The organism is Flavobacterium sp. LHD-85, assembly GCF_030929595.1.
GTDB lineage: Bacteria > Bacteroidota > Bacteroidia > Flavobacteriales > Flavobacteriaceae > Flavobacterium.
Map to the genome: position 1 here is coordinate 245,829 of NZ_JAVFVR010000001.1, position 21,791 is coordinate 267,619.

Below are 21,791 nucleotides of genomic sequence, written 5' to 3' on the forward strand. Positions count from 1 at the left end.
AAACCAATTAAATTGAGTAAATTACAGTTACATAAATATACGTAATTAATGAAACCAATTCTACAATTATATCGCGGTTATGCAAATGAACAAGAGTTAATTGTAATGGGGCACGTTTTAAAAAGGGAAAACAAGTACAATTTTGAAAAAAGGAAATTAAAAAATGCCACTTCTATTCTCCGATTGTTCAGAATAAAAACCATTAAAAATTTTGATGTTTACCTGCATTACAATAACGAAGTCATTCACACCAAAACCTTAGATGATGGTTATTTTAATTTCTGTATTCCATTAGAAAAAGAAACTCATTTTGGATGGATGCCTTATGAAGTAAGCATTAAGCAACAAAACAACACCATAACCTGTAAAGGCAGTTTTATTAGGCCTCATAAAGGCAAACTAGGAATCATTTCAGACATCGATGATACTTTTTTGATTTCACACACCAATAATTTCTTTCGAAAACTTTATATCTTATTATTTAAAAATGTAAATGACCGAAAAGTATTCAAAGATGTTGTATCTCACTATCAAGCTCTAAGTTCTGCAGGAAGAGACAACGTAGAAGAGGTAAATGCTTTTTTTTACATTTCTAGCAGCGAATGGAATTTATACCGATTTATTGCCAAATTCACACGAATTAACAAGCTGCCAAAAGCGGTTTTTCTACTAAAGGATATTAAACGCGGCATCACCGATTTCTTTATGAGCGGAAGAGGAAATCACGATCATAAATTTGAGAAAATCAAGCATGTAGTTGAATTCTACCCTACTTTAAAATATGTTTTAATGGGCGACGATTCTCAACATGACCCAAAACTATACGAAAGAATCTGCAAAATTTTCCCCGTTACTGTAGTTGCCGTTTATATTAGACAAACCGGAAAATCTCAAAAAAAAGAAGTCAAAAAGATTCTAAATAATTTAGAAAACTTAAATGTTTCGGTTTGCTATTTTAAAGAGAGCAGCAAAGCGATTGAACATTCTCGATCTATTGGGATTATTAAGTAGTTTGTTTCAAGTTTCAAGTTTCAAGTTTCAAGTTTCAAGTTTCAAGTTTCAAGTTTCAAGTTTTGAACTGAATGACGGTTTTACCGCAAAGCACGCTAAGTTTTTTTGACCTTGAGGCTTTATAAAACGCAAAGTTCGCAAAGCTTTATCAACAGATAGCTTTGCGAACTTTGTACATTGTAAATGCAAACTATAAAAACTTAGCGTGCTTTGCGGTAAAAATTACTTGTCAAGATAAAACTTGAAACTTGAAACAAAAAAACTATGCATTAAAACTATCAATCTCTTCTGAAACAACTTCCCAGTCGATTAATAATTGCTCTAAATCTTGTTTCTTTTTATTGTAAGCCGTAAAAAATGAAGCATCTTCGATGTGTTTATCATAATTAGTTTCAAGCATTTTATCGTCATGCTGGATTTGCTTTTCTAACTGCTGAATCTGGCTTTCAATTTTACTTAACTTGTTCTGAAGTGCCTTTCCCTTTTTCTGATCTTCATAAGATACTTTTGCAACTTCTTTTTCTTTTGGAGCTTCTTTTTTCACAACATCCTTCTTCTCTACTTCACGCATGTTTTCAAGATTGCGCTGTTCTAAGAAGAAGTTGATATCTCCAAGATATTCTTTAATTTTTTGATCTTTAAATTCGTAAACGATATTTGACATTCCTTGAAGAAAATCCCTGTCGTGAGAAACCAATAATAAAGTTCCGCCGAATTTTTGAAGCGCGGCCTTTAAAACGTTTTTAGATTTAATATCCAAGTGGTTCGTAGGCTCATCCATCAGCAAAACGTTAATTGGCTGCAATAATAGCTTACAAAGCGCCAAACGGTTACGTTCACCTCCAGAAAGTACTTTTACTTTTTTCTCAACATCATCACCGCGGAATAAAAAAGAACCCAACATATCACGAACTTTCATACGATTTGTGTCCGTTGCTGCATCTTCCATTGTTTGAAGCAAAGTAATCTCTCCGTCAAGATATTCAGCCTGATTTTGAGCAAAATATCCTAATTGTACATTGTGCCCTAATTTGATATTTCCTTGGTATTCAAATTCGTTTACCAATGCTTTAATGAAAGTTGACTTTCCTTGTCCATTTTGCCCAACAAAAGCAATTTTACTTCCTCTTTCAACCAGTAAACTAATATCTTTAAGAATCGTTTTGTCTCCGTAAGCTTTTGTTACATGTTCAGCCTCGATAACTACTTTTCCTGGTTCTTTAGAAACTGGGAAAGAGATATTCATTACCGAATTATCATCTTCATCGACTTCGATTCTTTCTACTTTATCTAATTTTTTAATTAACGATTGCGCCATTGAAGCTTTTGAAGCTTTTGCACGGAATTTCTCGATTAATTTTTCTGTTTCTTCAATCTTCTTCTGCTGATTCTTTTGAGTTGCCAATTGCTTCTCGCGAATTTCATGACGCAGTTCTAAATATTGTGTATAAGGCTTATTGAAGTCGTATGCTTTTCCTAAAGAAATCTCAATTGTTCTGTTGGTAACATTATCCAAGAACATTTTATCGTGCGACACGATTACCACAACTCCAGGATAATTGCGAAGGAAATTCTCTAACCAAATAATACTTTCTATATCTAAGTGGTTGGTTGGCTCATCCAGAAGCAATACATCGTTCGATTGCAATAATAATTTAGCTAATTCGATACGCATTCTCCATCCTCCAGAAAATGTTTCGGTTTGGTTATTAAAAACTTCTCTTTTAAAACCAAGACCTAAAAGAATTTTCTCTGTATCTCCAACATAATTATAACCTCCAAGAAGATCAAAACGGTGTGTGTAATCAGATAGATCTTCTATAATTTGTCCGTATTCTTCACTTTCATAATCGGTTCTGGTAACCAATTGATGATTGATTTCTTCAAGCTTTTTTTCTACAATTTTAATTTCTGTAAAAGCCTCATACGCTTCTTCCAAAACCGTTCTTCCGTGTTCAAAATCAATATCCTGACGAAGGAATCCCATTTTGATATCTTTCTCTTGCGAAATAACTCCTGAGTCTGGTTTAAAATCGCCTGCTAACATTTTTAGCATTGTAGATTTACCTGCTCCGTTTTTACCAACAAGACCTACGCGGTCGCCAGCACCCAAACGAAAAGTAACTTCTTCAAATAAATAGGTTCCTCCAAAAGAAACGGAAAGATTGTGTATATTAAGCATAATGTATTGCTGTAAATGTAAAGGCTAGAAAACCTTCTTTATTCATTAAATAAATAAACTGTAAACAAGCGAATTATCCTGTTACAATTTTGAAAGTGCAAAAGTATAACTTTTAATCGAAGTTTTTGTACTGAAAAACAATAGCTTTTGCAAATTCCAAAATAAAAATCGGATTGAAAATTCTATTAAATTTTCAATCCGATTTTTTTAATCTTTATTCTTTTTTAAGTTTTAAAAAACTTTTAAAATTAAGCTTCTTTAGGTTCTGGCATTAAAATCGAAGCCATAACAGAGATTAAAAGTACGCCTCCAATTACCAATAAAGAATAAATAGATTCTATATGATAGAATGGAGAAATAATCATTTTTATTCCGATGAAGGACAAAATAATTGCCAAACCGTATTGCAATTTACTAAACAGGTGAATAAAATTATCTAGTAAAAAGAATAACGCTCTAAGTCCTAAAATGGCAAAAATATTAGATGTATAAAGAATGAATGGGTCACTTGAGATTGCAAAAATTGCAGGAATCGAATCTACCGCAAACAATAAATCTGTAAACTCAATTACCGCTACAACTACCAAGAGTGGTGTTGCTAATTTTTTTCCGTTTTCTATTGTAAAAAATTTATCTCCATCATATTTATCGCTTACGCTAAAGAACTTTCTAATCAATCTTGCTCCTCTTGTATTATTGTAATCTTCTTCATCGTCATCATCTCCAGAAGACCACGATTTAACACCTGCATAAACCAAGAACAAACCAAAAGCAGTCATAATTAAGTTTATATCATACTTAAATCCTTCGAATCCAACTAAACTTAGAAGTTTATTTAAATATGTTAATTCGATTAAGAAAGCACCAGAGAAAATGAATATTGCTCTAAGTACCAATGCTCCAATGATTCCCCAAAACAATACTTTATGTTTGTTCTGATTAGCAACGTCAAAAAACTTAAATACTAAAATAAACACGAATAGGTTATCTACAGAAAGTGCTTTTTCGATCCAATATGCTGATTGAAATTCGTAGAATTTAGCTGCCCCTGCAAAATAGTACACTAAACCACTAAAAATCATTGCTAAACTGATCCAAACTAATGACCAAGTTACAGCTTCTTTATTTGTTACTACATGACTTTTTTTGTTGAAGATTCCTAAATCCAACAATAGCATAATGACTACTGCAACCGCAAAAACGATAATTAAACCGGGGTGTTCTGAAAAGATTGGGTGTTGATTCATTTTAGATATTAATTAAGTTAAAATTTTAAAATTATGTATTAGCCATTGTTACCATGATAACTCTTCCTCCTTCTTCATTAGAAAGAAGTATTTTTTTTTCGTGAGTAAGTTCAACCATTGTTCCAATTGGAATTTCCTTATCCTCGGTTAAATCTTTGAGTGAAGTCAGTTTTTGATTGACCAATACCCACTTGCCATTAAAAAAAGTAAAATAACCTACTGGAACTTTATACTGCGGTGCTAATTTTTCATTTCTGACCACATTACGATTAACGTGCCATTGAAACAAATATTGATCATTGTAAACCATTAACCTATGGTTTTCAGGCTTCCAAGTCGTTTCCTGAAATTGATAATATAAATCCAAAATAGGAAGCGTACCTTGATGAGCCGTACCACAAAAAGGGCATTTTGGCGTATTTGTATTGTCGAAAACATACCATTTTTGCTCACAAGTTGGGTTATGACATTTCTGCATCAAATCGGTTGTTTTTAATAATGCTATTTCCCACTCTTCAGCATTCGGACGTTGCATCGGATTGTGTAATCCATCAACAAAAACTTTATCAAATAATGTTTTTAAATAAGGCCCTGTGATTGTATAAGGCAATTTAGTTATATCTGCCCAAGGCAAATCCCATTTAGAAACTTGATTGAGTTTAGGTCTATTCATGTCATCTGTTGGATGTTCAATAAACATAGCCTTCTCTCCCATCGACAATAAATCATCTTTTTCGGTATCCAAATCGTGTACCTTTCCTCCTTTTAATGGGTGCCTGTGTAACAAAAACATATAAATCAAGACAGGTAAAGCATGCAGATCTGTAAGCCTGCTTGGCAGTTTTCTGTTTGGATCATTTTTATCTAAATGTTTTGTTGAGAGTACTTCTGGAGCAATAAATTCTGCTGTACCAATTACTTCTGCTGGAAATAAACCTGGTACAACCAAACCGTCAAGATCTATCATACAAGCTGATCTTTCTATTGGATCTATCAATACATTATTATATGACAAATCTGAATGGGCAAGTCCCATTGCATGCATTTTCTTTACTCCTCTTGAAAGATTGACACAAACCTGAAAATAACTTAACCAATCTCCTAATTCTGAACTGGCAATTCTAAGCGGAAAGTGCGGATTTCTAAACTTTGCACCTGCAAACCATTTTCCGTTTTTTTCCTTGCCTTGAATTAATTCACTTGTTTGATATCCTTTTCTAAAAAAGAATTTTGGTTTATAAAGAGGTACAATTATTCCTGTAAGATTATTATGTTCTATAACATCTGTCGGCCATCTGAAAACTTCATTCAAATAATATTCTCCAGCCTCTCCGTTTTGAATTTGCGTGTAATATTTATTGGTAATTTTTTGAAGCCTTTCTTTTTGATTAAAGTCTAATTTATCTCTAAAAATAGCGACAACATATCTTTTATCTGGACTGAAATAAACATCTTTCACTCCACCACGCATAGGCTCGCCGTTATCAACAAATTGATACGTTTTTGATGGGTCGTTTATTGATTTTACTGTAACAGTACTCATATTTAGTAAATTATAGCAAGGGTTCTGTCATCATGATTTCCCGGACTCCAGAAATCCATCCATTTTAGAAGCTGTCCTGCAATATCATCATTTTCATTTTCAAAATCAATTTTTGAATTGTCCTCATTATTCCCTTTTAAATCTGACAAAAATTGATTCCAATTTTCTATTTTTTCTAGATTGGCTTCAACAACAAACTTTGGATCATAAATTCCGTCAGTCATTAACATCAAATAAGAGAAATCCTCTACTAATTTAAATCCGAAACGAGAAGAAAGTTTATCACTCTGAAAAATTTCAGGCATTGTAATAAATCTTGTTCCACCGCCAAATTCACCGACATCAATTGTATTCATTAATGAAATTTGTGTTAAATCTCTGTTCAGCAAACCGATCGGGCAATCACCAACTCCAAAAGTTAAAACTGCGTAACCGAAATCATATTTTTTTACCAAAGCAAAAATCAAAGTAGCATGAAATTTTTTCAACTCCTCATTATTCGCGATTGCAAATTCTTCAATTGTCTGATTTACAAAATGAGCCGCTTTTAATAAAGCGTTGTATACAAAATGACTTATTTTTTTTGATGATTCCGGATCTGTCTTTTGGTAATGATTGAATAAGATTTCGTCAAATTCTTTTAAATTTTCCTTCTCTAAATTTTCTTCAAAATATTCAACCAAAGTATTGCAAGCCAGTTGTGAGCCTTTTCTGGATAAAGCCGCTGAGCCCGCTCCATCAGAAACTGCTAAAACGCTCCATCCGTTGGTTGTGAAATTTTTGAAAGCAAAATCATCTTCTCTAAAAGAACCTACATTTGCATGACTGCGCCCACGTTTAGAAGCTGCAACAATTTTTTTATCTAAAAAAGAACTAGAAATTGCAACATTATCTTCCTTTGCAAAAGAAGCATTTTGATCACTTTCTAAATTCTTCCAAAGCGATTTTGGATCAGGGTTAATGATAACAGTCATAACTTTTTCATTGAAAGAAGATTCTTCAGATTCACCTTCAATTTTAAAAAGCAGTTTTATTTTTAAATCACCGCTTATTTCCGGATTTCCCGAAATAAGTTTTTTTTCATCATCAAATGAAAGTCCGGTATTTTCTAAATTTTCGATTTTATATTCTGAAAAATCATTCCAGCCTAATTGTGAAAAATCAATTTTTGCTTCGTACGGCTTATTAACTGTACCATTTGGCAGAAAAACAGATTGATTCGTAATATCATCTATTCGATTTATTAACTCCCAATTTTGCATAATCATCTGCTGTTTTTCCTTAATTATTTTTACTGCTGTTATATTCGTTTCATTAGTAATAAAATCTTCAAAAAGCGATTGTTTGCTTCTTGGAATATCGATTTTATTCTGGAATAAAAAAGACTGAAGATATCTTTTGGTCTCTTCCATGCGTATTATCCTTGTGTTCTGTTTACATCAAAACCACCTTCTCCATATCCGTAAGAACCTTGATTATTGCACCAAGGACAAGTGCTTACTTGCTCATCTCCAATGCAATGTATTTTTTCGCAAACGCACACTGCAAAAGCAATTTGATTTCCACAACATGGACATGTTGGGGCGCCAAATAATTCCTCTGTATTTACTTTATTATTAAAACTACTATTGTCTGCGAGTTCAAAATAATTATTATCTACCTGATAAGCACCAACCAGTTTGTAGTTTTTAGAAGCCAATTCAATTCCTGCATAAATAGATGGCGCAATATTTTTGCGGTATTTCATCAAATAAGGTCTTTTTGTGTTTTGACATTTTCCGCTTAAAACGACATAATTATCATCAACATATTGCTTATTTGGAGTTTCTTTTGTTAGGTCAATTTTAGAAAGTGTTTCTCCATCTAATTTTGCCAATTCAAAACCAGATGAATTATTTTCAACGCTGATACTGCTTGTTTTAATAGAATCTGTCACCCATTTAAAAAACTCTTTGTACGATTGTACATTAGTATTTTTAAAATGAAGCACGTTTTCTGTTAACTCGCCTAATAATTTTGTATCTGTTTCATTTCCAAACGAAACCGCAATTAGGTTAGCTGTTCTCTGCCAATTATTTTTCCATTCATTTATTGCTGCCTGAGTATCATCTGTTGGAACTCCGTCGGTAAATAAAAATACTATTGGTTTCCAATCTCCTTTTACTTCATAAGTCGTTTTAACGATATTACTTCTCAATTCATACATCAGATGGCCTAATCCTTTGCTTAGTGATGTTCCGCTTCCTATTGGAAATTTAGGCGGATAAAAACTCACTATTTCCTGTAAAGGCACCAATGTTTTAGGCTGACCTGCAAAAACTATAATGGATACATAAACTGTTTCCAACGCATGCGGATCTGTTTTTAACGCCTGAATTATAGTTGCTAATCCTTCTTCAACCTGTTGGATTGGCTCTCCAACCATTGACTCTGAAATATCAATTAAAAAATATATCGGTAATCTTCTCATTTTAAAGGAATTTTAATAGCATTAAAAAAATAATTAATAGTACAATTTGCGTCATATCCACCGCAAGTCCAACACCAACCTGAAAAGGCTTCACAAAGGATTTGAGGAAATTAAATATGGGAGAAAATATACTATTGAAAAAATCAAAAATTGTTTTGTATTGAGGATTTAATTTGTCTTTATATGGCAATAATTTAGAATAAAAAAATAATGCAATAATCAGAATTTCAATAAGAAATTTAAGTGAGGACATTATGAAATTACATTTATTAATTCGTTTGCTATTTCCTTAAAAACTAATTCTTCATCGGCATTTATTTTCTTTGATCCATATACAGAAACGCCATTATTTACAGTCATAAAATTGATTGAAAAAGCAGCACCATAACATTTATTCAAACTATTATACGGAATACCATGCATTACTTTTACGTACATGCAATTATGACGTACAATAGCATCCTGTATATAAAAATTAGTCTGTCCGTAATTATTTAGCAAAGCGTGACGTGCTTTTTCAATAGAAAAACCATTAATTCCGGCAGTTTTATAACAAATATTTAAACTGTCAATATTCATGTTTTCTAATTTTTCCTCTGGTGTAAATTCATGGACAACTTCATAAGTTACGTCTCTATAAGAACTTCTACCATTATCATTGCCATAAGAGGATTCATTAATTTTTTGAACAATATGTACAATTAAACTAATAACTGTTATCAAAGTACCTAGTATTTCCATAACTATATCACAACCGTTATTTCACTTGGAGGTGGTGGCAACGTTACGCTTTCTCCTGTTCCTTGGCTTTTGTTTCCTTGTTCGATAGTTTCAGAAACCCATTTAAAAAACTGCTTTAAAGTCGAACTATCAGCCGAATCTAAATGAACTACACTATCTGTAAGCTCTTTTAGAATACTGTCGTTTGCCATATGACCAGCCGCACAACCCACAACAGCTCCAAAATTCAATGCTTTTATTTCTTGAATTTTTTCTCTGTAAAACTGAATATCTGAAGGTTTTCCATCTGTAAAAACAAAAAGTAATGGTTTCCAGTCTCCCTTTTGGGTTGCAGATCCTGTTATAACTTCTCTTTTTACCTTTTGAATGACAAAATCTAAACCTGCACCTGTATTTGTAGGGCCGCTTTGCGGACAAGTTATTTCTGGAAGCTGAAAATGAACCAATTCTGTCAAAGGAACTATTTCTTTTACTTCTCTGTCAAAAGTTATAATACTTATCCAAAGCGAGTCTAATGCCTGTGCATCTGATCTTAAAGTATTAATCATCCCACTCAAAGCATTGTTAAGCGCTTGAATAGGTTCGCCATACATTGATCCGGATGTGTCTAATAAAAAATATACTGGTAATCTTCTCATACAACTTTCAAAAACAAGTAAATAATCGTTTAATCCTAAATTATTTTATAGCAGTTTCTTTTGATTTTTATAAAACAAAAGAACTCCCCCACCTCTAAAATTAAACTACGATGTTCAATTCAGATGGCGGCGGAGGCAATTCTTTTACATTTGTAAATTCCCTGCCTAAATCTTCAATTTTAGTTGAAGTTACTCCAATTGAAGCCGTTACCCATTGAAAAAACTTGCCAATACTAGAACTGTCTGCATTTTCAAGACTCACTACTGTATCTGTAATTTGCTTTAAAACATTGGTATCTGCACCTCCACCGGCTGCACATGCAACTGTGAAAGCTGTTTTTACTTTTTTAAATTCTGCAAGACCGCTTTCCCAATGATCCGTCGGAACTCCGTCAGTCATAATAAATACTAATGGTTTCCAATCTCCTTTTTGCTCTGTTGTTGTTTTAGCAACTTCAGTTTCTATCTTGGCTGCTGTTAATTTCAATGCTTCTCCGAAGGCAGTAACTCCACTAGCTTTAATATCTATCATTTGAAAAGAAGCCAAATCGGTTAATGGAATTATTTGCTGCGCAGTCGTATCAAAAGTAATCACGCTTAAATAAGCGGTTTCAATTGCTTGCGGATTTTGACGCAATGAACTAATCATCATTTGTACGCCATTTTTAACAGCTTCGATTGGTTCTCCAGTCATTGAACCAGATGTGTCTAATAATAAATATACAGGCAGTCTTCTCATAGTGTATTATTTATACAGGAATATTATAAGTAGGAGCTTCGGCAGCTCTATTTCCTTCATTAGAACTTTCAACTCCATCAATATTGTAAGTACTTGTATTAGCTTCTGGATCGTGCTGTCCTAGATGATTCATTATTTCCTGAGTCAAATCTTTACCACCACAAATGTGATGATACATAGAACCAATCGTATAAATTGGTCCCCATGGAAATCCCCACCATCCAATGAAAAAGTTCAGCAAAACATACCCGTAAGAATACTTAAAAGTATTTTCATCTGGTCTGATAAAATAAATATCAGAGCTTCTTTTTAAAGTCGCTACTAGAAATGAAACAGTATATGGAAATATTACAAATTTTCCACCTTGATCAACTAGGTCTCTTACCTGAGAAACTCTAAGTCCTTCAATGTTTTTAATTTGCATTATAGGTAAGATTTTACAATTTTATGAATCGTTTGTCCTAAAAATGTATCATCTGTTGGATCTCCAATTGCACTAAATTTCCATTCTCCATTGCGTTTGTACAATTTCGCCATAATAATGGAACGCTTATTTACGTATTGACTTTCTGCGGCTACATTATAAGAAGCAAACTCAGAAACTACTCTTGTTGGAGTTCCTTCGTACATTCTGATTTTTGCATAAGGAATCTGAGAGAAATCCTCTTTGCCTGCATTATTTAAAAAGAAAAATATCTGACTTACTTTAGCATCAACTTTAGAAAGGTCAACAGTAATAATTTCATTATCCAAACCATCGTCTCCACCCGTATCTCCTGCAAGATCATCTCCAGTATGTTTTAAAGCACCATCAGCACTTACAAGTTTTCCTTTTGGCAAACCAAATTGCTGTAATACTTCTACTCTATACAAAGGAGAATATAAATGATCGCATAATTTATTTTGATCATCAATTAAAACACAGCTTAAATCTAAGTCAATGTCTATTACATTTTTTGATAAGCCTAAGAAACCTTTTGTTTCAATTGCTCCCCAGTTTACTCCAATACAGAAGTTGGTTAATGTTTCACCCGTTGTTTTTCTTAAATCAATTTTTTGACCTTTGGTTAAGTTAATTGCCATTTGAGTTAATGTTTAAAATTAATTATATTTATTTAAGTAATCTTGTAAACCGCCTTTCATTCCAATTCCAACAGCTTCAAATTTCCACTCATCATTCCTTTTATAAATTCTTCCAAACTCTACAGCAGTTTCTATAGAAAAATCTTCATCAAGTTCATACTTTACTAACTCTACGTTAGATTCGTCTAAAATTCTAATAAATGAATTTCTGATCTGCCCAAAATTTTGTCTTTTTGTGTCTGCATGATGAATTGTAACCACAAAACAGATTTCAAAAACATCTGGAGAAATTTTAGACAAATCGATATAAATTTTTTCATCATCTCCGTCACCATCTCCGGTTAAATTATCTCCTACATGAGCAACCGCCTGATCTGGAGATTTTAAATTATTGTAATAAATAAAATGATTGTCATTTGGAATTTTTCCATTTGCACCAACTAAAAAAACCGAAGCGTCCAAATCAAAACTCGATCCAGTGTTGCTTGAATTGCTATCCCATCCTAATCCTACTGTAAATTTAGGAGCAGCTATACTTTGTCTCTGCCCTTTTTCTAAGTTAATTGCCATTTTATTTTTTTAATTAATATTAATATTTAACATTGTTTTTAAGATATTTGTCTGTTCATCAACATTCTGTAATTCGTCCAGAAAATCAACTGATGAAATCTTTTCATGATATTCTTGCAACACTTCCAATACATTTTCTGGCAATGTTGTTTTTATGGTACTGAGCTCATTTTTAAGTTCAGCATTTTTATTTTTAAGTCCTTTTATAATAATTTGTTTTGAAGAATCATTTTTAGAAAGATCAATTCCTTTCACTGCTTCTTCATTTAGAAAATAGAATGCTTTTTCGTTTGCGACAAAAACAAATTTATCGTTAGAATCCCTAAACTCATAAATTTCTATTATCTCATTGTTACAAACCAATCCGCAAGAGAACTTAATTTTAAAATTCAAAATATTTAACCGTCCTAAAAGTTTTCTTTCAAATTTAGCATGTGCATTTTCATAAACACTTTTGTTAAACTGCGAAAGCTTTTCGTATTGATCGATTGTTATCTCTCTGTAATATTCTGCCTGAATGCTTTGTGAAAAAGTCAAATAATCATTCCAGTTAAAAAAAACATCTTTGTCTGAAACAAATAACTGATAGAGTTCTTCTATCTTCCTTGACATATTCTGTGCATGCAATTGCAGTTGTTTTGCCAGTTTTGTTTCTCCAATTTCTTGTTTTAGCTTTGATAAAATATCTTCGTTTATATATATTTCATCCGAAATCAAAACATACTGCTGTTCTTTTGATTTTTTAATTTTTTGAAACAACGCTATAAGACTATCTGTATACTGAATATGAAACAATTCCAGTTTATTTATATCCAATATTCGGTTATTTTGAAAGAGCGTATGAATGATTTTTGTCCGTACCAAAACCCCGACAAGATCCTTGTGATTAAAGAAATTGGCTAGCAATTCTAAAATCACAAGTTTTCTATTACTTTCTTTTATTATCTGAAGATATCTATCCTCTTCTTCTTGCATTTATGTTGTTTCAAAAAAAATTTATTCTCTCAATAGTCTAGCTAACAACGCCTTTTTTCAATTCTTGCTCAAGGCTTTGTAAACCTGCATCAAGCTGTCTTCTGGTTTCTGTACCTTGCTCGTGAATTTGTTTCACTTCTGTCAGAGTATCAATTAAAGATTTTGTTGTCATTTTTAGAGTTTCAAGAGAAACGATTGTGTTTTCATTTTCTTTAGCCACTTCGATACTATTTTGTTTTAGCATTTCTGCATTTTTCTGTAAAATAGTATTTGTAGTTTCTGACACTCTTCTCTGTACTTCAATATTCTGTTTTTGTCTTTGTAAAGCAACCGCCAGTGTTAATTGATTTTTCCAAACCGGCAATGTTGTAGTCAAAATTGACTGTGCTTTCTCTGCAATTGAAGTATTGTTGTTTTGAACTACTCGAATTTGCGCCAAAGATTGCAACAAAATAAAACGTACAATTTTCATATCGGCAAGACGCTTGTCTAATCGATTTATGAAAGTTCTTTTGTCAGAAATCTGATAATCCTGATATTGTGCACTGTTTCCTTCCATTACTGCCAGTTCTTCGTTTAGTTCTTTAAAACGAATTTGTCCTGCAATAATATGTTTTTCCATTTCTTTGATAAGATTCACATTACCGTCAAACATTGTTTGAAGCGCACTGTTGTCTTTCACAGAATTGATCATTCCTGCTTTCACTTTATTACTGATTTTTTCAATATTTACAGTAATTCTGTCATATTCCTGGAATAACTTTTTTACATCAGTAATCAGTTTGTTAAGTAATGGAATTTTTGATAGAAATCTTTTAAATGGACTTTGTTCTAACTGATCAACATCTACATAATTTAGTTCTGTCAATAAATCATTAATCAGAGTTCCAACTTCTCCTGAATTGTAAGTTCTTACATTTGTTAAAAAAGTATCACTTTGTTTAGCTATAGAATTTTGAATATCAGCACCATAATTAAGAATTGAATTGACATCATTCTCATTCAATTGGTTCGAAATACTCTTATAACTATTTACTTCTGCTTCGGTAATTGAAGTTAAATTTACATTTCCGTCTTTATCAATCAAAGCAGTATTCTCTTGAGTAACTAATTGATTTTCCATAAATTTTTATAGATAATTCTCTTGAATTGTAACAATTGTTTGTTCTAGTTTTTTATCGTTTGTTGGCACACCAACTGCGCTAAACTTCCAATCGTCGTTTCTTTTATAAAAAACTCCTAAAACCATAGATACATTACCCGCAAAAGAAGCATCGTTTGCAACATCATAACGTGCGAATTCCTGACTTACACGCGTTGGAGTTCCTTCATATATTCTGATAGAAGCAAAAGGAATATCTTTAAAATCCTGACCTCTAAAACTATTTATAAAAAATGCAACATGACTTGCCGAAGGCGTTAACTGAGAAAAATCTAAAGTAATTACTTCGTTATCCAGACCGTCGTCACCGCTTAAATCTCCAGTTAAATCATCTCCGCTGTGTTTGATTGCACGGTCACTAGAGATTAAATTTCTAAAATTTACAGAATCAATATGATTTTTTTTATCATCATAAACTGCACAGCTAGCATCTAAATCTACTGCTTCTTTTTTTGTGCCGAAGAATCCTTTTTTCTCAATTGCTCCCCAATTTACACCTACACAAATATTTACTAATTTTGAACCGTTACTTTTTTCAAGATTAATACGTTGTCCTTTTTCTAAATTAATTGCCATCTTTACTATCTTAGTTATATTTATTTAAATAATCTTCTAATCCGCCTTTCATTCCAACACCCATCGCTTCAAATTTCCATTGACCGTCTTTGTCGTAAATTCTTCCGAATTCAACAGCAGTTTCAATCGAGAAATCTTCTTCTAATTCGTACTTAACCATTTCAGCATTGTTAGAGTCGTCAACAATACGAATGAACGAATTACGAACTTGTCCAAAATTTTGTTTTCTTCCCTCAGCATCATGAATGGTAACAACAATACAAATTTCTTTAACAGCACTATTAATCTTAGTTAAGTCTATTTTAATTTGCTCATCATCGCCATCTCCATCACCTGTTAAGTTATCTCCTGTATGAATAACAGACTCGTCCGGAGCTTTTAGGTTATTGTAAAAGATAAAATGAGAATCAGATAATATTTTACCATTTGCACCAACAATAAAAGCCGAAGCATCAAGATCGAAACTAGAACCTGTGCTGCTGTTATTGGTATCCCATCCTAAACCAATTGTAAATTTGGGTGCATTTATGTTTTCTCTTTGTCCTTTTTGCAAATTAATAGCCATAATCTAATCTATTTTTATTACGTTAATATTGTTTTTGTATTCTAAAATCTGATGATAATTATTACTTATCGCAAGGTGAAATAGTTCATTGCTTTTTTTTCTGGAAATATTAGAAATTAAATAAGCAAACTGTTTATCATCAAGACTTAATATAAATTTCACAATTCTAGTATTGTACTGAAAATCGTCGCTATTGATAATAGAAACTATATCTTCTACATTTTTAACCGCAAAGTAATTATAATGATTTTCAATTTTTGGATGAATTTCTTTGTTTGTCAGCTCTGCGTAGTAAACAAAAAGAAAATCTCCGTTAACATTATATTGGTCTAGAATTTTATTCACTGTATGTTCGTGGCTTCCTGTTATTTTAATGTCATCTACAAAAATGCATAGCTTTCCTTCAACAAAATTGCGATCTATGTAATAGGTATCATTTGATATCAATTTTACTCTTTGTTCAAAATCTAAGTTGCCATAATCAGTAACATAAGTCTGATTTCTATAAATTTTAGATTCGATACAGGCTTTTTTACCATTCCTAAATAAAAAGCTATTTAGCTCCTTTTTGAAATAGTAGCATAGAAAATTTGATGCTGTGGGAATAGATAAATAAGGACTTGGCAGAATAACAATATCTTTATCAGATAATAGTAAGTCTCTATTTTCTTCGGCAAATCCATCGAAAAGGTCTTCTGCAAATTTCTCTGCATAGAATTTATCTCCAAATTTAAATCTGCTGTATTCTGCTTCTTCAAAAGGACAACTGTCCTGGTCAGTAATTTTATGTAAGCTGTAACTTTTGTTCACTTTTATATTTTTAGTAGATGTGCATTAAAACCAAATTGCATTGCCCCATTGTAATCTGCAATACCATTATCTCCTATATGCAAAACATCCTTTTTATCTATCTTTTTATATTTATTGACTTCATCGAATACTAACTGAAAAATAGCCTTATTTGGCTTTGAGAACCCTACTTCATCAGAATAAATTTGAAATTTGAAATATTCTGCTAAATCATAATACTCTAGTAATTTTCTTAAAACCTTTCCTTTTATAAATGCGGTATTGCTCAAAATACTAATTGATTTATCCTGATTTGTAATCTCTTTAAATACTTTCTGTATATCAGGATAAATTAAAACAGGCTTGTAGTTCAAAAACAATTCTTCTGTCTGTTTATAGAACTCAAATAAACGATTTGTGTCATTCTTTTCAAGATCAACATCTAAAGCTGATAAAATGAGGTAATATATTTCGTAAGTATCAATGTTTGATCCTGTTTTTTCGTTAATACTATTACATAAAACATCGTAATACCTTACTACTTCGTTTACTTTGCCAATTCCGTGTCCTATTTCAAAAAATTCCTTAAATAATAAGTTTCTTTTTTGTTTAAATTCTGGATTTGATTTTATTAATGTAAGCCACAAATCAAAAGAAAGATGGCTGTAATTTTGATAATTAATTTTCAAACTTTTACATTTAAAACTTGCGTTGTGAACTAGAAAAATTCGCTAGCAATTGTGATTAAAGAAATTCTATTTTATAATTTCGCCTGAGTAATATTTCTCCAGAAAATAGCTTAGATCTGCTCTGTAACCGATTCCTGAAGCTTCAAACTTCCAGTTGCCATTACGTTTATATAATCTTCCAAATTCGACACCCGTTTCAATAGAGAAATCTTCGCCTAATTCATATTTAGCGATTTCTTGCCCATTTTCATCATTAACAATTCTGATATATGAATTTCTAACCTGACCAAAATTTTGTTTTCTTCTTTCAAAATCTTCAATAGTTACTACAAAAAGAATCTCCTCCACCGTAGGTTCGATCTTACTTAAATCGACTTTTATAGCTTCATCGTCATCACCATCACTATTTCCGCCAGTAGGATCATCTCCGGTATGTGCTAATGCACCATCAGGCGACGACAAATTATTATAAAAAACAAAGTAATTTTCTCCTAGAAGTTTTCTATTTGCATTAATCATGATTGCAGAAGCATCTAAATCAAAATCATGGCCAGTACCTTCATTTGGATCCCAACCTAATCCAACTGTAATATTAGATAGTCCGATATCTATTTTTTGTCCCTTTTGTAAATTTATAGCCATTGCGACATTTTATTTTTAAAAATTAGCCTACACAATGATAAAAAAAGAAAATCACTAAAATTTACGGGATTCCGTAAAAGAGGAAAATATTTATCAAAAAACACAATAAAACGAATAAATTGATATTCAATTAATACTTTCCTAATGCTAATCTTACTCACCTAAATGTTAAGATAATTTCAAATATTATTCTTTTACTGGCAACTCTTTTTCGCTGCATATCAAAAAAGAAACTAACAAGGTTATAAATTAAAAGTGATGACAGAGACCTCAAAAAGACAAAATTCTAATAAAATAAGTTTTTTTACACAATCAAACCGTAACAAGCTTGGCACGTAGTCGCAATAAATAATTACAAAAGGAGTCAAAAATCATTATCTTTGCAGAAGTAATTTCTTCTATACTATTCAATACAAAGTAATTATTCAATCAAGTCTTTTTTTGATTAATCAAATAAAAACATCAAGTACAATAATGTTAAAAAAAGGATCGAAACTAAATAGCATAATAACAGGAAGTTGTCCAAAATGCCAAAAAGAAAGCATGTATGAAGACACAAATCCGCTTCATTTAAGTAAAGTTCTGAAAATGAATGAGCATTGCAGCCACTGCGGGTTCAAATACCAAATTGAACCTTCTTTTTTTTATGGCGCTATGTATGTTAGTTATGGATTAAATGTTGCGGTTGGAATTGCAGCTTTTATTGTTTCTTTTGTGTTTTTTAGCGCAACTATAGAACAATCTTTTATTGCAATTATTCTAACATTAGTTATTTTGTTTCCTTTTGTGTTACGCCTTTCAAGAAACTTATACATTAATATGTTTGTTTCTTATGATCCTAAGGCTGGCCAAAAGTAAGGCCTTTCAAATATCTTTTATGAAATCGTTTAATGTCTGCTTCTCTGTCTAGCGGAACATTATTTTCAATATGATCATATAATGCTTTAGCCATTGCAGGACCAAGCATTACACCTCGTGTGCCTAATCCGTTTAAGATGTGTAGTGATTTATGTTTTTCATGAGTTCCTAGCAAAGGTCTTCTGTCTGCAACAGTAGGACGAACTCCAGCAAAGTGCTTTACTATTTCAAAATCACAAGTAATAATTTCTTTTATACGTTCTAAAAGTTCTTGCTTGCCTTCTTCTGTAGGCTCTGCTGTTTTGTCGTACCAATTGTAAGTAGCACCAACTTTGAACAAATCATCTCCTAGCGGCAAAATAAAAACGCTGGTATTTACAATTACATCAAGTCTTAAATCTGGTGCCTTGATGACAAAAAGTTCCCCTTTTGTTCCATCCAAAGGCAAATAATTAAAAAAGGGATTTTTATGCATTCCAAAACCTTCGGCAAAAATGATATTTTGAGCTTGGATATCCTTATACTTAATTCCTGAATCTAAAAATTCTATATCGCTAAAATTAAAAGTTTCTTCTCTCAATAAATCATTCTCAAGCAAATATTGTCTATAAGCATCTAACAATAAAGCGGTATCCACATATCCTGTATGCAAAACTTCTCCGTAATCATAAGGAGAATCAATGCTATTATATTTTTTTGAAATTAGTTTAGTCGACAAAAAAGGAGCTAGATTGATTTTATCTGAAGCTGCAAACCAATTGTTCTGTTCTTCGATGGAAAAGAACTTTCGCAAAACTGGCATTTTGTAATTAAACCGTTCTTTTAATTTGCCCTCTACCCGATCATAAAAGTCATTCATTAATACAAGTTGTTCTTTTGCATTCCAAACTTCACTAAAACGCTTTAAGATTACAGGATTGTACAAACCACCGGCAACTCTAGAAGAATTCTGAGATTTGTCGTCTAAAAGTAAAATAGTTTTGTTGTTCTTAAGGGCAACTTCGGCAAAAGAAATCCCAGCCAATCCAGATCCGACAATTAAATAATCAAGCATTGTGAAGTATATAAATAAAATAAAAAAACTCTTACTACAAAGGTAGCAAGAGTTTTTCTTATTATGAGTTTATGAACTTAGTAATTCCACATATCTTCTTCAAAATTACGAATCTTTTCTTTCACCCTTTCAGATTCCAATAGTTGGCTTTGCGCATTGTCTCTAATATAATCTTTAATCTCACGATCACCATATACATTTTCCTCTTTATATATTATAGAATTAAAACGTCGCGAATTTAAGATTTGATCAAATGAAATTGGTAACGCTGAATTTTGATCGTTGAAAGCTTTTCCTTCATGCAGCACCTCGCGTGCATTTGGAAAGAAGACCCAAAACAGTTCGATAAAGTCTTTCTCATCACTATTCATAGTATACACATCAGGAGTTATAGGACAAATTCCAAGCAAACGATATTTTAAATCACTTTGTCTCTTATCAAAATACCAAAAACCTTTAATCTTATACATACTCACGTCTGCAGCCGTAAGATCTTGTTTCAAAATATACTCGGCTGGAACTGTTCTTGTAGGTCCAACAGTTTGATCAACATAGTTAACTTTTTTATTCTTTCCTGTACCTGTAACGACTTTTTTCTTAACAACACGTGTTCTATAATCATCAGGATATTGATTGATTAGCTCCCGTCCTGCATCTGTTGTATCAACACGTGATAAAGCTCCTTGAATATCTTTCAAAGACTTTTTTGTATTGAAATAACTATCAGTATAAACCTCTGTTATTCTGCCTTCTCTAATCCCCTTCGTTAAAATATCATAAAGTGAGCGCCTATCTGGGCCAATATTGGCAGTATCTACTGGAAAATACAATGGAAAATTGATTTTTTCATTTAAATCGATAATTTCCCAAACCATTTTTCCCATCAAAACATCACGATCATCAACATAACCATATGCTAACGGCTTATCGTTATCCGATATCATTTGGGCTGGTGTCCTAACCCCAATCTGATCAGCAGTTTTGGCATTAAGTAAATTAGACTGAGCATTAGAAGACAAGCTTCCAAGAACAGTAACAATAGCAACTAATAAATTTCTTACTTTCATCATGATAATTTTTACAAGACATTAAACGAAATTTTATTACAAATATTGTTATTTTTCTTACATAAATAAAAAAATAATTCACCTTATCCTATCCCAGATAGTATTTTTAATTTATAGACATAAAAAAAACTCTTACTACAAAGGTAGTAAGAGTTTTTTAATTATTGTACTATGTATCAACTTAGTAGTTCCACATATCTTGTTCGAAGTTGCGAATTTTTTCTTTCACTCTTTCAGATTCTAACAACTGATTTTGTGCGTTGTCTTTCATATAATCACTAATTGCTCTGTCTCCATAAAGGTTTTCTTCTTTGTAAACAACAGCATTAAAGCGTCTAGAATTTAAAATCTGATCAAATGAGATTGGAAGAGCTGAATTGTTGTCATTGAAAGCTTTTGCTTCGTGCAATGCTTCTCTCGCATTTGGGAAGAAAATCCAAAACAATTCAATATAATCCTTTTCATCACTATTCATAGTATAAACATCAGGCGTTACTGGACAAAGTCCAAGTAAACGATACTTCAACTCACTTTGACGTTTATCAAAATACCAGTAACCTTTAATTTTATACTGAGTAACATCTGCAGCAGTTAAATCTTGTTTCAAGATATATTCAGCAGGAACCGTTCTTGTTGGCCCAACTGTTTCTTCAACATAAGAAACTGATTTATTTTTACCTTTACCAGAAACTACTTTTTTCTTCACAACACGTGATTTGTAGTCATCAGGATATTGGTTAATTAACTCTCTACCTGCATCTGTTGTATCAATACGAGATAATGATCCTTCGATGTCTTTCATAGATTTTTTAGTGTTGAAATAACTGTCAGTATAAACCTCAGTTATTTTTCCACTTTTAATAGCTTTAGTTAAAACGTCATAAAGAGAACGTCTGTTAGGACCAATATTAGCTGTATCTACCGGAAAGTACATTGGAAAGTTGATTTTTTCATTTAAATCAATGATTTCCCAAGTTGTTTTTCCCATCAAAATATCTCTATCATCTACATAACCATAAGCCAATGGCTTATCATTGTCAGATATTAATTGAGCAGGAGTTTTAAGTCCAATCTGATCAGGAGTTTTAGCGTTTAGCAAATTTGATTGCGCATTAGAAGCAAAACCTCCAGCGATAGAAACAATAGCTATTAAAAAATTTCTTACTTTCATCGTGGTATCGTTATAAGAT

At 32.0% G+C, this 21,791-nt stretch carries 23 protein-coding genes; 2 read left to right on the forward strand and 21 right to left on the reverse strand.

What is annotated here, in order from left to right; all coding sequences use genetic code 11:
- Nucleotides 1-48: 48 nt before the first annotated feature.
- Nucleotides 49-1,011 (forward strand): App1 family protein, encoded by a 963-nt coding sequence (locus RB618_RS01040; protein ID WP_308067102.1) that lies wholly within the window; start codon nt 49-51, stop codon nt 1,009-1,011.
- A 262-nt stretch (nt 1,012-1,273) separates the two neighbouring features.
- On the opposite strand, the gene RB618_RS01045 is transcribed toward RB618_RS01040, so the two are convergent.
- From RB618_RS01045 to RB618_RS01130, 18 genes are all read right to left on the reverse strand, one after another.
- Nucleotides 1,274-3,193 (reverse strand): ABC-F family ATP-binding cassette domain-containing protein, encoded by a 1,920-nt coding sequence (locus RB618_RS01045; RefSeq protein ID WP_308067103.1) that lies wholly within the window; start codon nt 3,191-3,193, stop codon nt 1,274-1,276.
- A gap of 248 nt (nt 3,194-3,441) precedes the next feature.
- Complete coding sequence (locus tag RB618_RS01050) at nt 3,442-4,440, reverse strand: TerC/Alx family metal homeostasis membrane protein (RefSeq protein ID WP_308067104.1); 999 nt, start codon at nt 4,438-4,440, stop codon at nt 3,442-3,444.
- Nucleotides 4,441-4,471: 31 nt separating this feature from the next.
- A complete protein-coding gene (locus tag RB618_RS01055) occupies nt 4,472-5,983 on the reverse strand; it encodes a serine/threonine-protein kinase (protein ID WP_308067105.1) in 1,512 nt (503 codons plus the stop codon).
- A gap of 2 nt (nt 5,984-5,985) precedes the next feature.
- A complete protein-coding gene (locus RB618_RS01060; RefSeq protein ID WP_308067106.1) occupies nt 5,986-7,395 on the reverse strand; it encodes a PP2C family serine/threonine-protein phosphatase in 1,410 nt (469 codons plus the stop codon).
- A 5-nt stretch (nt 7,396-7,400) separates the two neighbouring features.
- Entirely contained in the window at nt 7,401-8,453 is a 1,053-nt protein-coding gene (locus RB618_RS01065; protein ID WP_308067107.1) for a TerY-C metal binding domain-containing protein, read from the reverse strand.
- Nucleotides 8,454-8,705: 252 nt separating this feature from the next.
- On the reverse strand, nt 8,706-9,194 hold the full coding sequence (locus tag RB618_RS01070; RefSeq protein WP_308067108.1) for a hypothetical protein: 489 nt from the start codon (nt 9,192-9,194) through the stop codon (nt 8,706-8,708).
- A gap of 2 nt (nt 9,195-9,196) precedes the next feature.
- Complete coding sequence (locus RB618_RS01075; RefSeq protein WP_308067109.1) at nt 9,197-9,832, reverse strand: VWA domain-containing protein; 636 nt, start codon at nt 9,830-9,832, stop codon at nt 9,197-9,199.
- A gap of 100 nt (nt 9,833-9,932) precedes the next feature.
- Nucleotides 9,933-10,571: a VWA domain-containing protein gene (locus RB618_RS01080; RefSeq protein ID WP_308067110.1), complete on the reverse strand. Its 639-nt coding sequence runs from the start codon at nt 10,569-10,571 to the stop codon at nt 9,933-9,935.
- A 10-nt stretch (nt 10,572-10,581) separates the two neighbouring features.
- Nucleotides 10,582-10,995 carry a hypothetical protein gene (locus RB618_RS01085; RefSeq protein WP_308067111.1) on the reverse strand — a complete coding sequence of 138 codons (414 nt, stop codon included), beginning with the start codon at nt 10,993-10,995 and terminating at the stop codon, nt 10,582-10,584.
- Nucleotides 10,995-11,654, reverse strand: a complete 660-nt coding sequence (locus tag RB618_RS01090) for a TerD family protein (protein ID WP_308067112.1) — start codon at nt 11,652-11,654, stop codon at nt 10,995-10,997. Before RB618_RS01090 ends, RB618_RS01085 begins: the two co-directional genes overlap by 1 nt.
- Nucleotides 11,655-11,672: 18 nt before the next feature.
- Nucleotides 11,673-12,224 (reverse strand): TerD family protein, encoded by a 552-nt coding sequence (locus RB618_RS01095; protein WP_308067113.1) that lies wholly within the window; start codon nt 12,222-12,224, stop codon nt 11,673-11,675.
- A 9-nt stretch (nt 12,225-12,233) separates the two neighbouring features.
- Nucleotides 12,234-13,199 carry a hypothetical protein gene (locus RB618_RS01100; RefSeq protein ID WP_308067114.1) on the reverse strand — a complete coding sequence of 322 codons (966 nt, stop codon included), beginning with the start codon at nt 13,197-13,199 and terminating at the stop codon, nt 12,234-12,236.
- A gap of 37 nt (nt 13,200-13,236) precedes the next feature.
- Complete coding sequence (locus RB618_RS01105; protein WP_308067115.1) at nt 13,237-14,322, reverse strand: toxic anion resistance protein; 1,086 nt, start codon at nt 14,320-14,322, stop codon at nt 13,237-13,239.
- Between the two features lie 6 nt (nt 14,323-14,328).
- A complete protein-coding gene (locus RB618_RS01110) occupies nt 14,329-14,937 on the reverse strand; it encodes a TerD family protein (RefSeq protein WP_308067116.1) in 609 nt (202 codons plus the stop codon).
- Between the two features lie 10 nt (nt 14,938-14,947).
- Nucleotides 14,948-15,502: a TerD family protein gene (locus tag RB618_RS01115; protein ID WP_308067117.1), complete on the reverse strand. Its 555-nt coding sequence runs from the start codon at nt 15,500-15,502 to the stop codon at nt 14,948-14,950.
- A 3-nt stretch (nt 15,503-15,505) separates the two neighbouring features.
- On the reverse strand, nt 15,506-16,312 hold the full coding sequence (locus RB618_RS01120) for a phosphoribosyltransferase family protein (protein WP_308067118.1): 807 nt from the start codon (nt 16,310-16,312) through the stop codon (nt 15,506-15,508).
- 2 nt (nt 16,313-16,314) lie between these two features.
- On the reverse strand, nt 16,315-16,980 hold the full coding sequence (locus tag RB618_RS01125; protein WP_308067119.1) for an HAD family hydrolase: 666 nt from the start codon (nt 16,978-16,980) through the stop codon (nt 16,315-16,317).
- A gap of 66 nt (nt 16,981-17,046) precedes the next feature.
- Nucleotides 17,047-17,622, reverse strand: coding sequence for a TerD family protein (locus tag RB618_RS01130; protein WP_308067120.1), 576 nt, complete (start codon nt 17,620-17,622; stop codon nt 17,047-17,049).
- A gap of 474 nt (nt 17,623-18,096) precedes the next feature.
- Here RB618_RS01130 and RB618_RS01135 point away from each other — a divergent pair, with 474 nt between their 5' ends.
- Entirely contained in the window at nt 18,097-18,480 is a 384-nt protein-coding gene (locus RB618_RS01135) for a DUF983 domain-containing protein (protein ID WP_308067121.1), read from the forward strand.
- On the opposite strand, the gene RB618_RS01140 is transcribed toward RB618_RS01135, so the two are convergent.
- The 3 genes from RB618_RS01140 to gldN (RB618_RS01150) all read right to left on the reverse strand — a co-directional run bounded on the left by RB618_RS01140 (nt 18,461) and on the right by gldN (RB618_RS01150) (nt 21,772).
- On the reverse strand, nt 18,461-19,534 hold the full coding sequence (locus RB618_RS01140; protein ID WP_308067122.1) for an FAD-binding oxidoreductase: 1,074 nt from the start codon (nt 19,532-19,534) through the stop codon (nt 18,461-18,463). The genes RB618_RS01135 and RB618_RS01140 overlap by 20 nt on opposite strands.
- Before the next feature lie 77 nt (nt 19,535-19,611).
- Nucleotides 19,612-20,601 (reverse strand): gliding motility protein GldN, encoded by a 990-nt coding sequence (gene gldN / locus RB618_RS01145; protein ID WP_308067830.1) that lies wholly within the window; start codon nt 20,599-20,601, stop codon nt 19,612-19,614.
- A gap of 181 nt (nt 20,602-20,782) precedes the next feature.
- Nucleotides 20,783-21,772, reverse strand: a complete 990-nt coding sequence (gene gldN / locus RB618_RS01150; RefSeq protein WP_201998341.1) for a gliding motility protein GldN — start codon at nt 21,770-21,772, stop codon at nt 20,783-20,785.
- Nucleotides 21,773-21,791 lie beyond the last annotated feature (19 nt).

Bases quoted from the DNA above. Each gene is read 5' to 3' on its own strand.
- RB618_RS01040 (WP_308067102.1), top strand. From the start codon at position 49: ATGAAACCAATTCTACAATTATATCGCGGTTATGCAAATGAACAAGAG.
- RB618_RS01045 (WP_308067103.1), bottom strand. From the start codon at position 3,193: ATGCTTAATATACACAATCTTTCCGTTTCTTTTGGAGGAACCTATTTA.
- RB618_RS01050 (WP_308067104.1), bottom strand. From the start codon at position 4,440: ATGAATCAACACCCAATCTTTTCAGAACACCCCGGTTTAATTATCGTT.
- RB618_RS01055 (WP_308067105.1), bottom strand. From the start codon at position 5,983: ATGAGTACTGTTACAGTAAAATCAATAAACGACCCATCAAAAACGTAT.
- RB618_RS01060 (WP_308067106.1), bottom strand. From the start codon at position 7,395: ATGGAAGAGACCAAAAGATATCTTCAGTCTTTTTTATTCCAGAATAAA.
- RB618_RS01065 (WP_308067107.1), bottom strand. From the start codon at position 8,453: ATGAGAAGATTACCGATATATTTTTTAATTGATATTTCAGAGTCAATG.
- RB618_RS01070 (WP_308067108.1), bottom strand. From the start codon at position 9,194: ATGGAAATACTAGGTACTTTGATAACAGTTATTAGTTTAATTGTACAT.
- RB618_RS01075 (WP_308067109.1), bottom strand. From the start codon at position 9,832: ATGAGAAGATTACCAGTATATTTTTTATTAGACACATCCGGATCAATG.
- RB618_RS01080 (WP_308067110.1), bottom strand. From the start codon at position 10,571: ATGAGAAGACTGCCTGTATATTTATTATTAGACACATCTGGTTCAATG.
- RB618_RS01085 (WP_308067111.1), bottom strand. From the start codon at position 10,995: ATGCAAATTAAAAACATTGAAGGACTTAGAGTTTCTCAGGTAAGAGAC.
- RB618_RS01090 (WP_308067112.1), bottom strand. From the start codon at position 11,654: ATGGCAATTAACTTAACCAAAGGTCAAAAAATTGATTTAAGAAAAACA.
- RB618_RS01095 (WP_308067113.1), bottom strand. From the start codon at position 12,224: ATGGCAATTAACTTAGAAAAAGGGCAGAGACAAAGTATAGCTGCTCCT.
- RB618_RS01100 (WP_308067114.1), bottom strand. From the start codon at position 13,199: ATGCAAGAAGAAGAGGATAGATATCTTCAGATAATAAAAGAAAGTAAT.
- RB618_RS01105 (WP_308067115.1), bottom strand. From the start codon at position 14,322: ATGGAAAATCAATTAGTTACTCAAGAGAATACTGCTTTGATTGATAAA.
- RB618_RS01110 (WP_308067116.1), bottom strand. From the start codon at position 14,937: ATGGCAATTAATTTAGAAAAAGGACAACGTATTAATCTTGAAAAAAGT.
- RB618_RS01115 (WP_308067117.1), bottom strand. From the start codon at position 15,502: ATGGCTATTAATTTGCAAAAAGGACAAAGAGAAAACATAAATGCACCC.
- RB618_RS01130 (WP_308067120.1), bottom strand. From the start codon at position 17,622: ATGGCTATAAATTTACAAAAGGGACAAAAAATAGATATCGGACTATCT.
- RB618_RS01135 (WP_308067121.1), top strand. From the start codon at position 18,097: ATGTTAAAAAAAGGATCGAAACTAAATAGCATAATAACAGGAAGTTGT.
- RB618_RS01140 (WP_308067122.1), bottom strand. From the start codon at position 19,534: ATGCTTGATTATTTAATTGTCGGATCTGGATTGGCTGGGATTTCTTTT.
- gldN (WP_308067830.1), bottom strand. From the start codon at position 20,601: ATGAAAGTAAGAAATTTATTAGTTGCTATTGTTACTGTTCTTGGAAGC.
- gldN (WP_201998341.1), bottom strand. From the start codon at position 21,772: ATGAAAGTAAGAAATTTTTTAATAGCTATTGTTTCTATCGCTGGAGGT.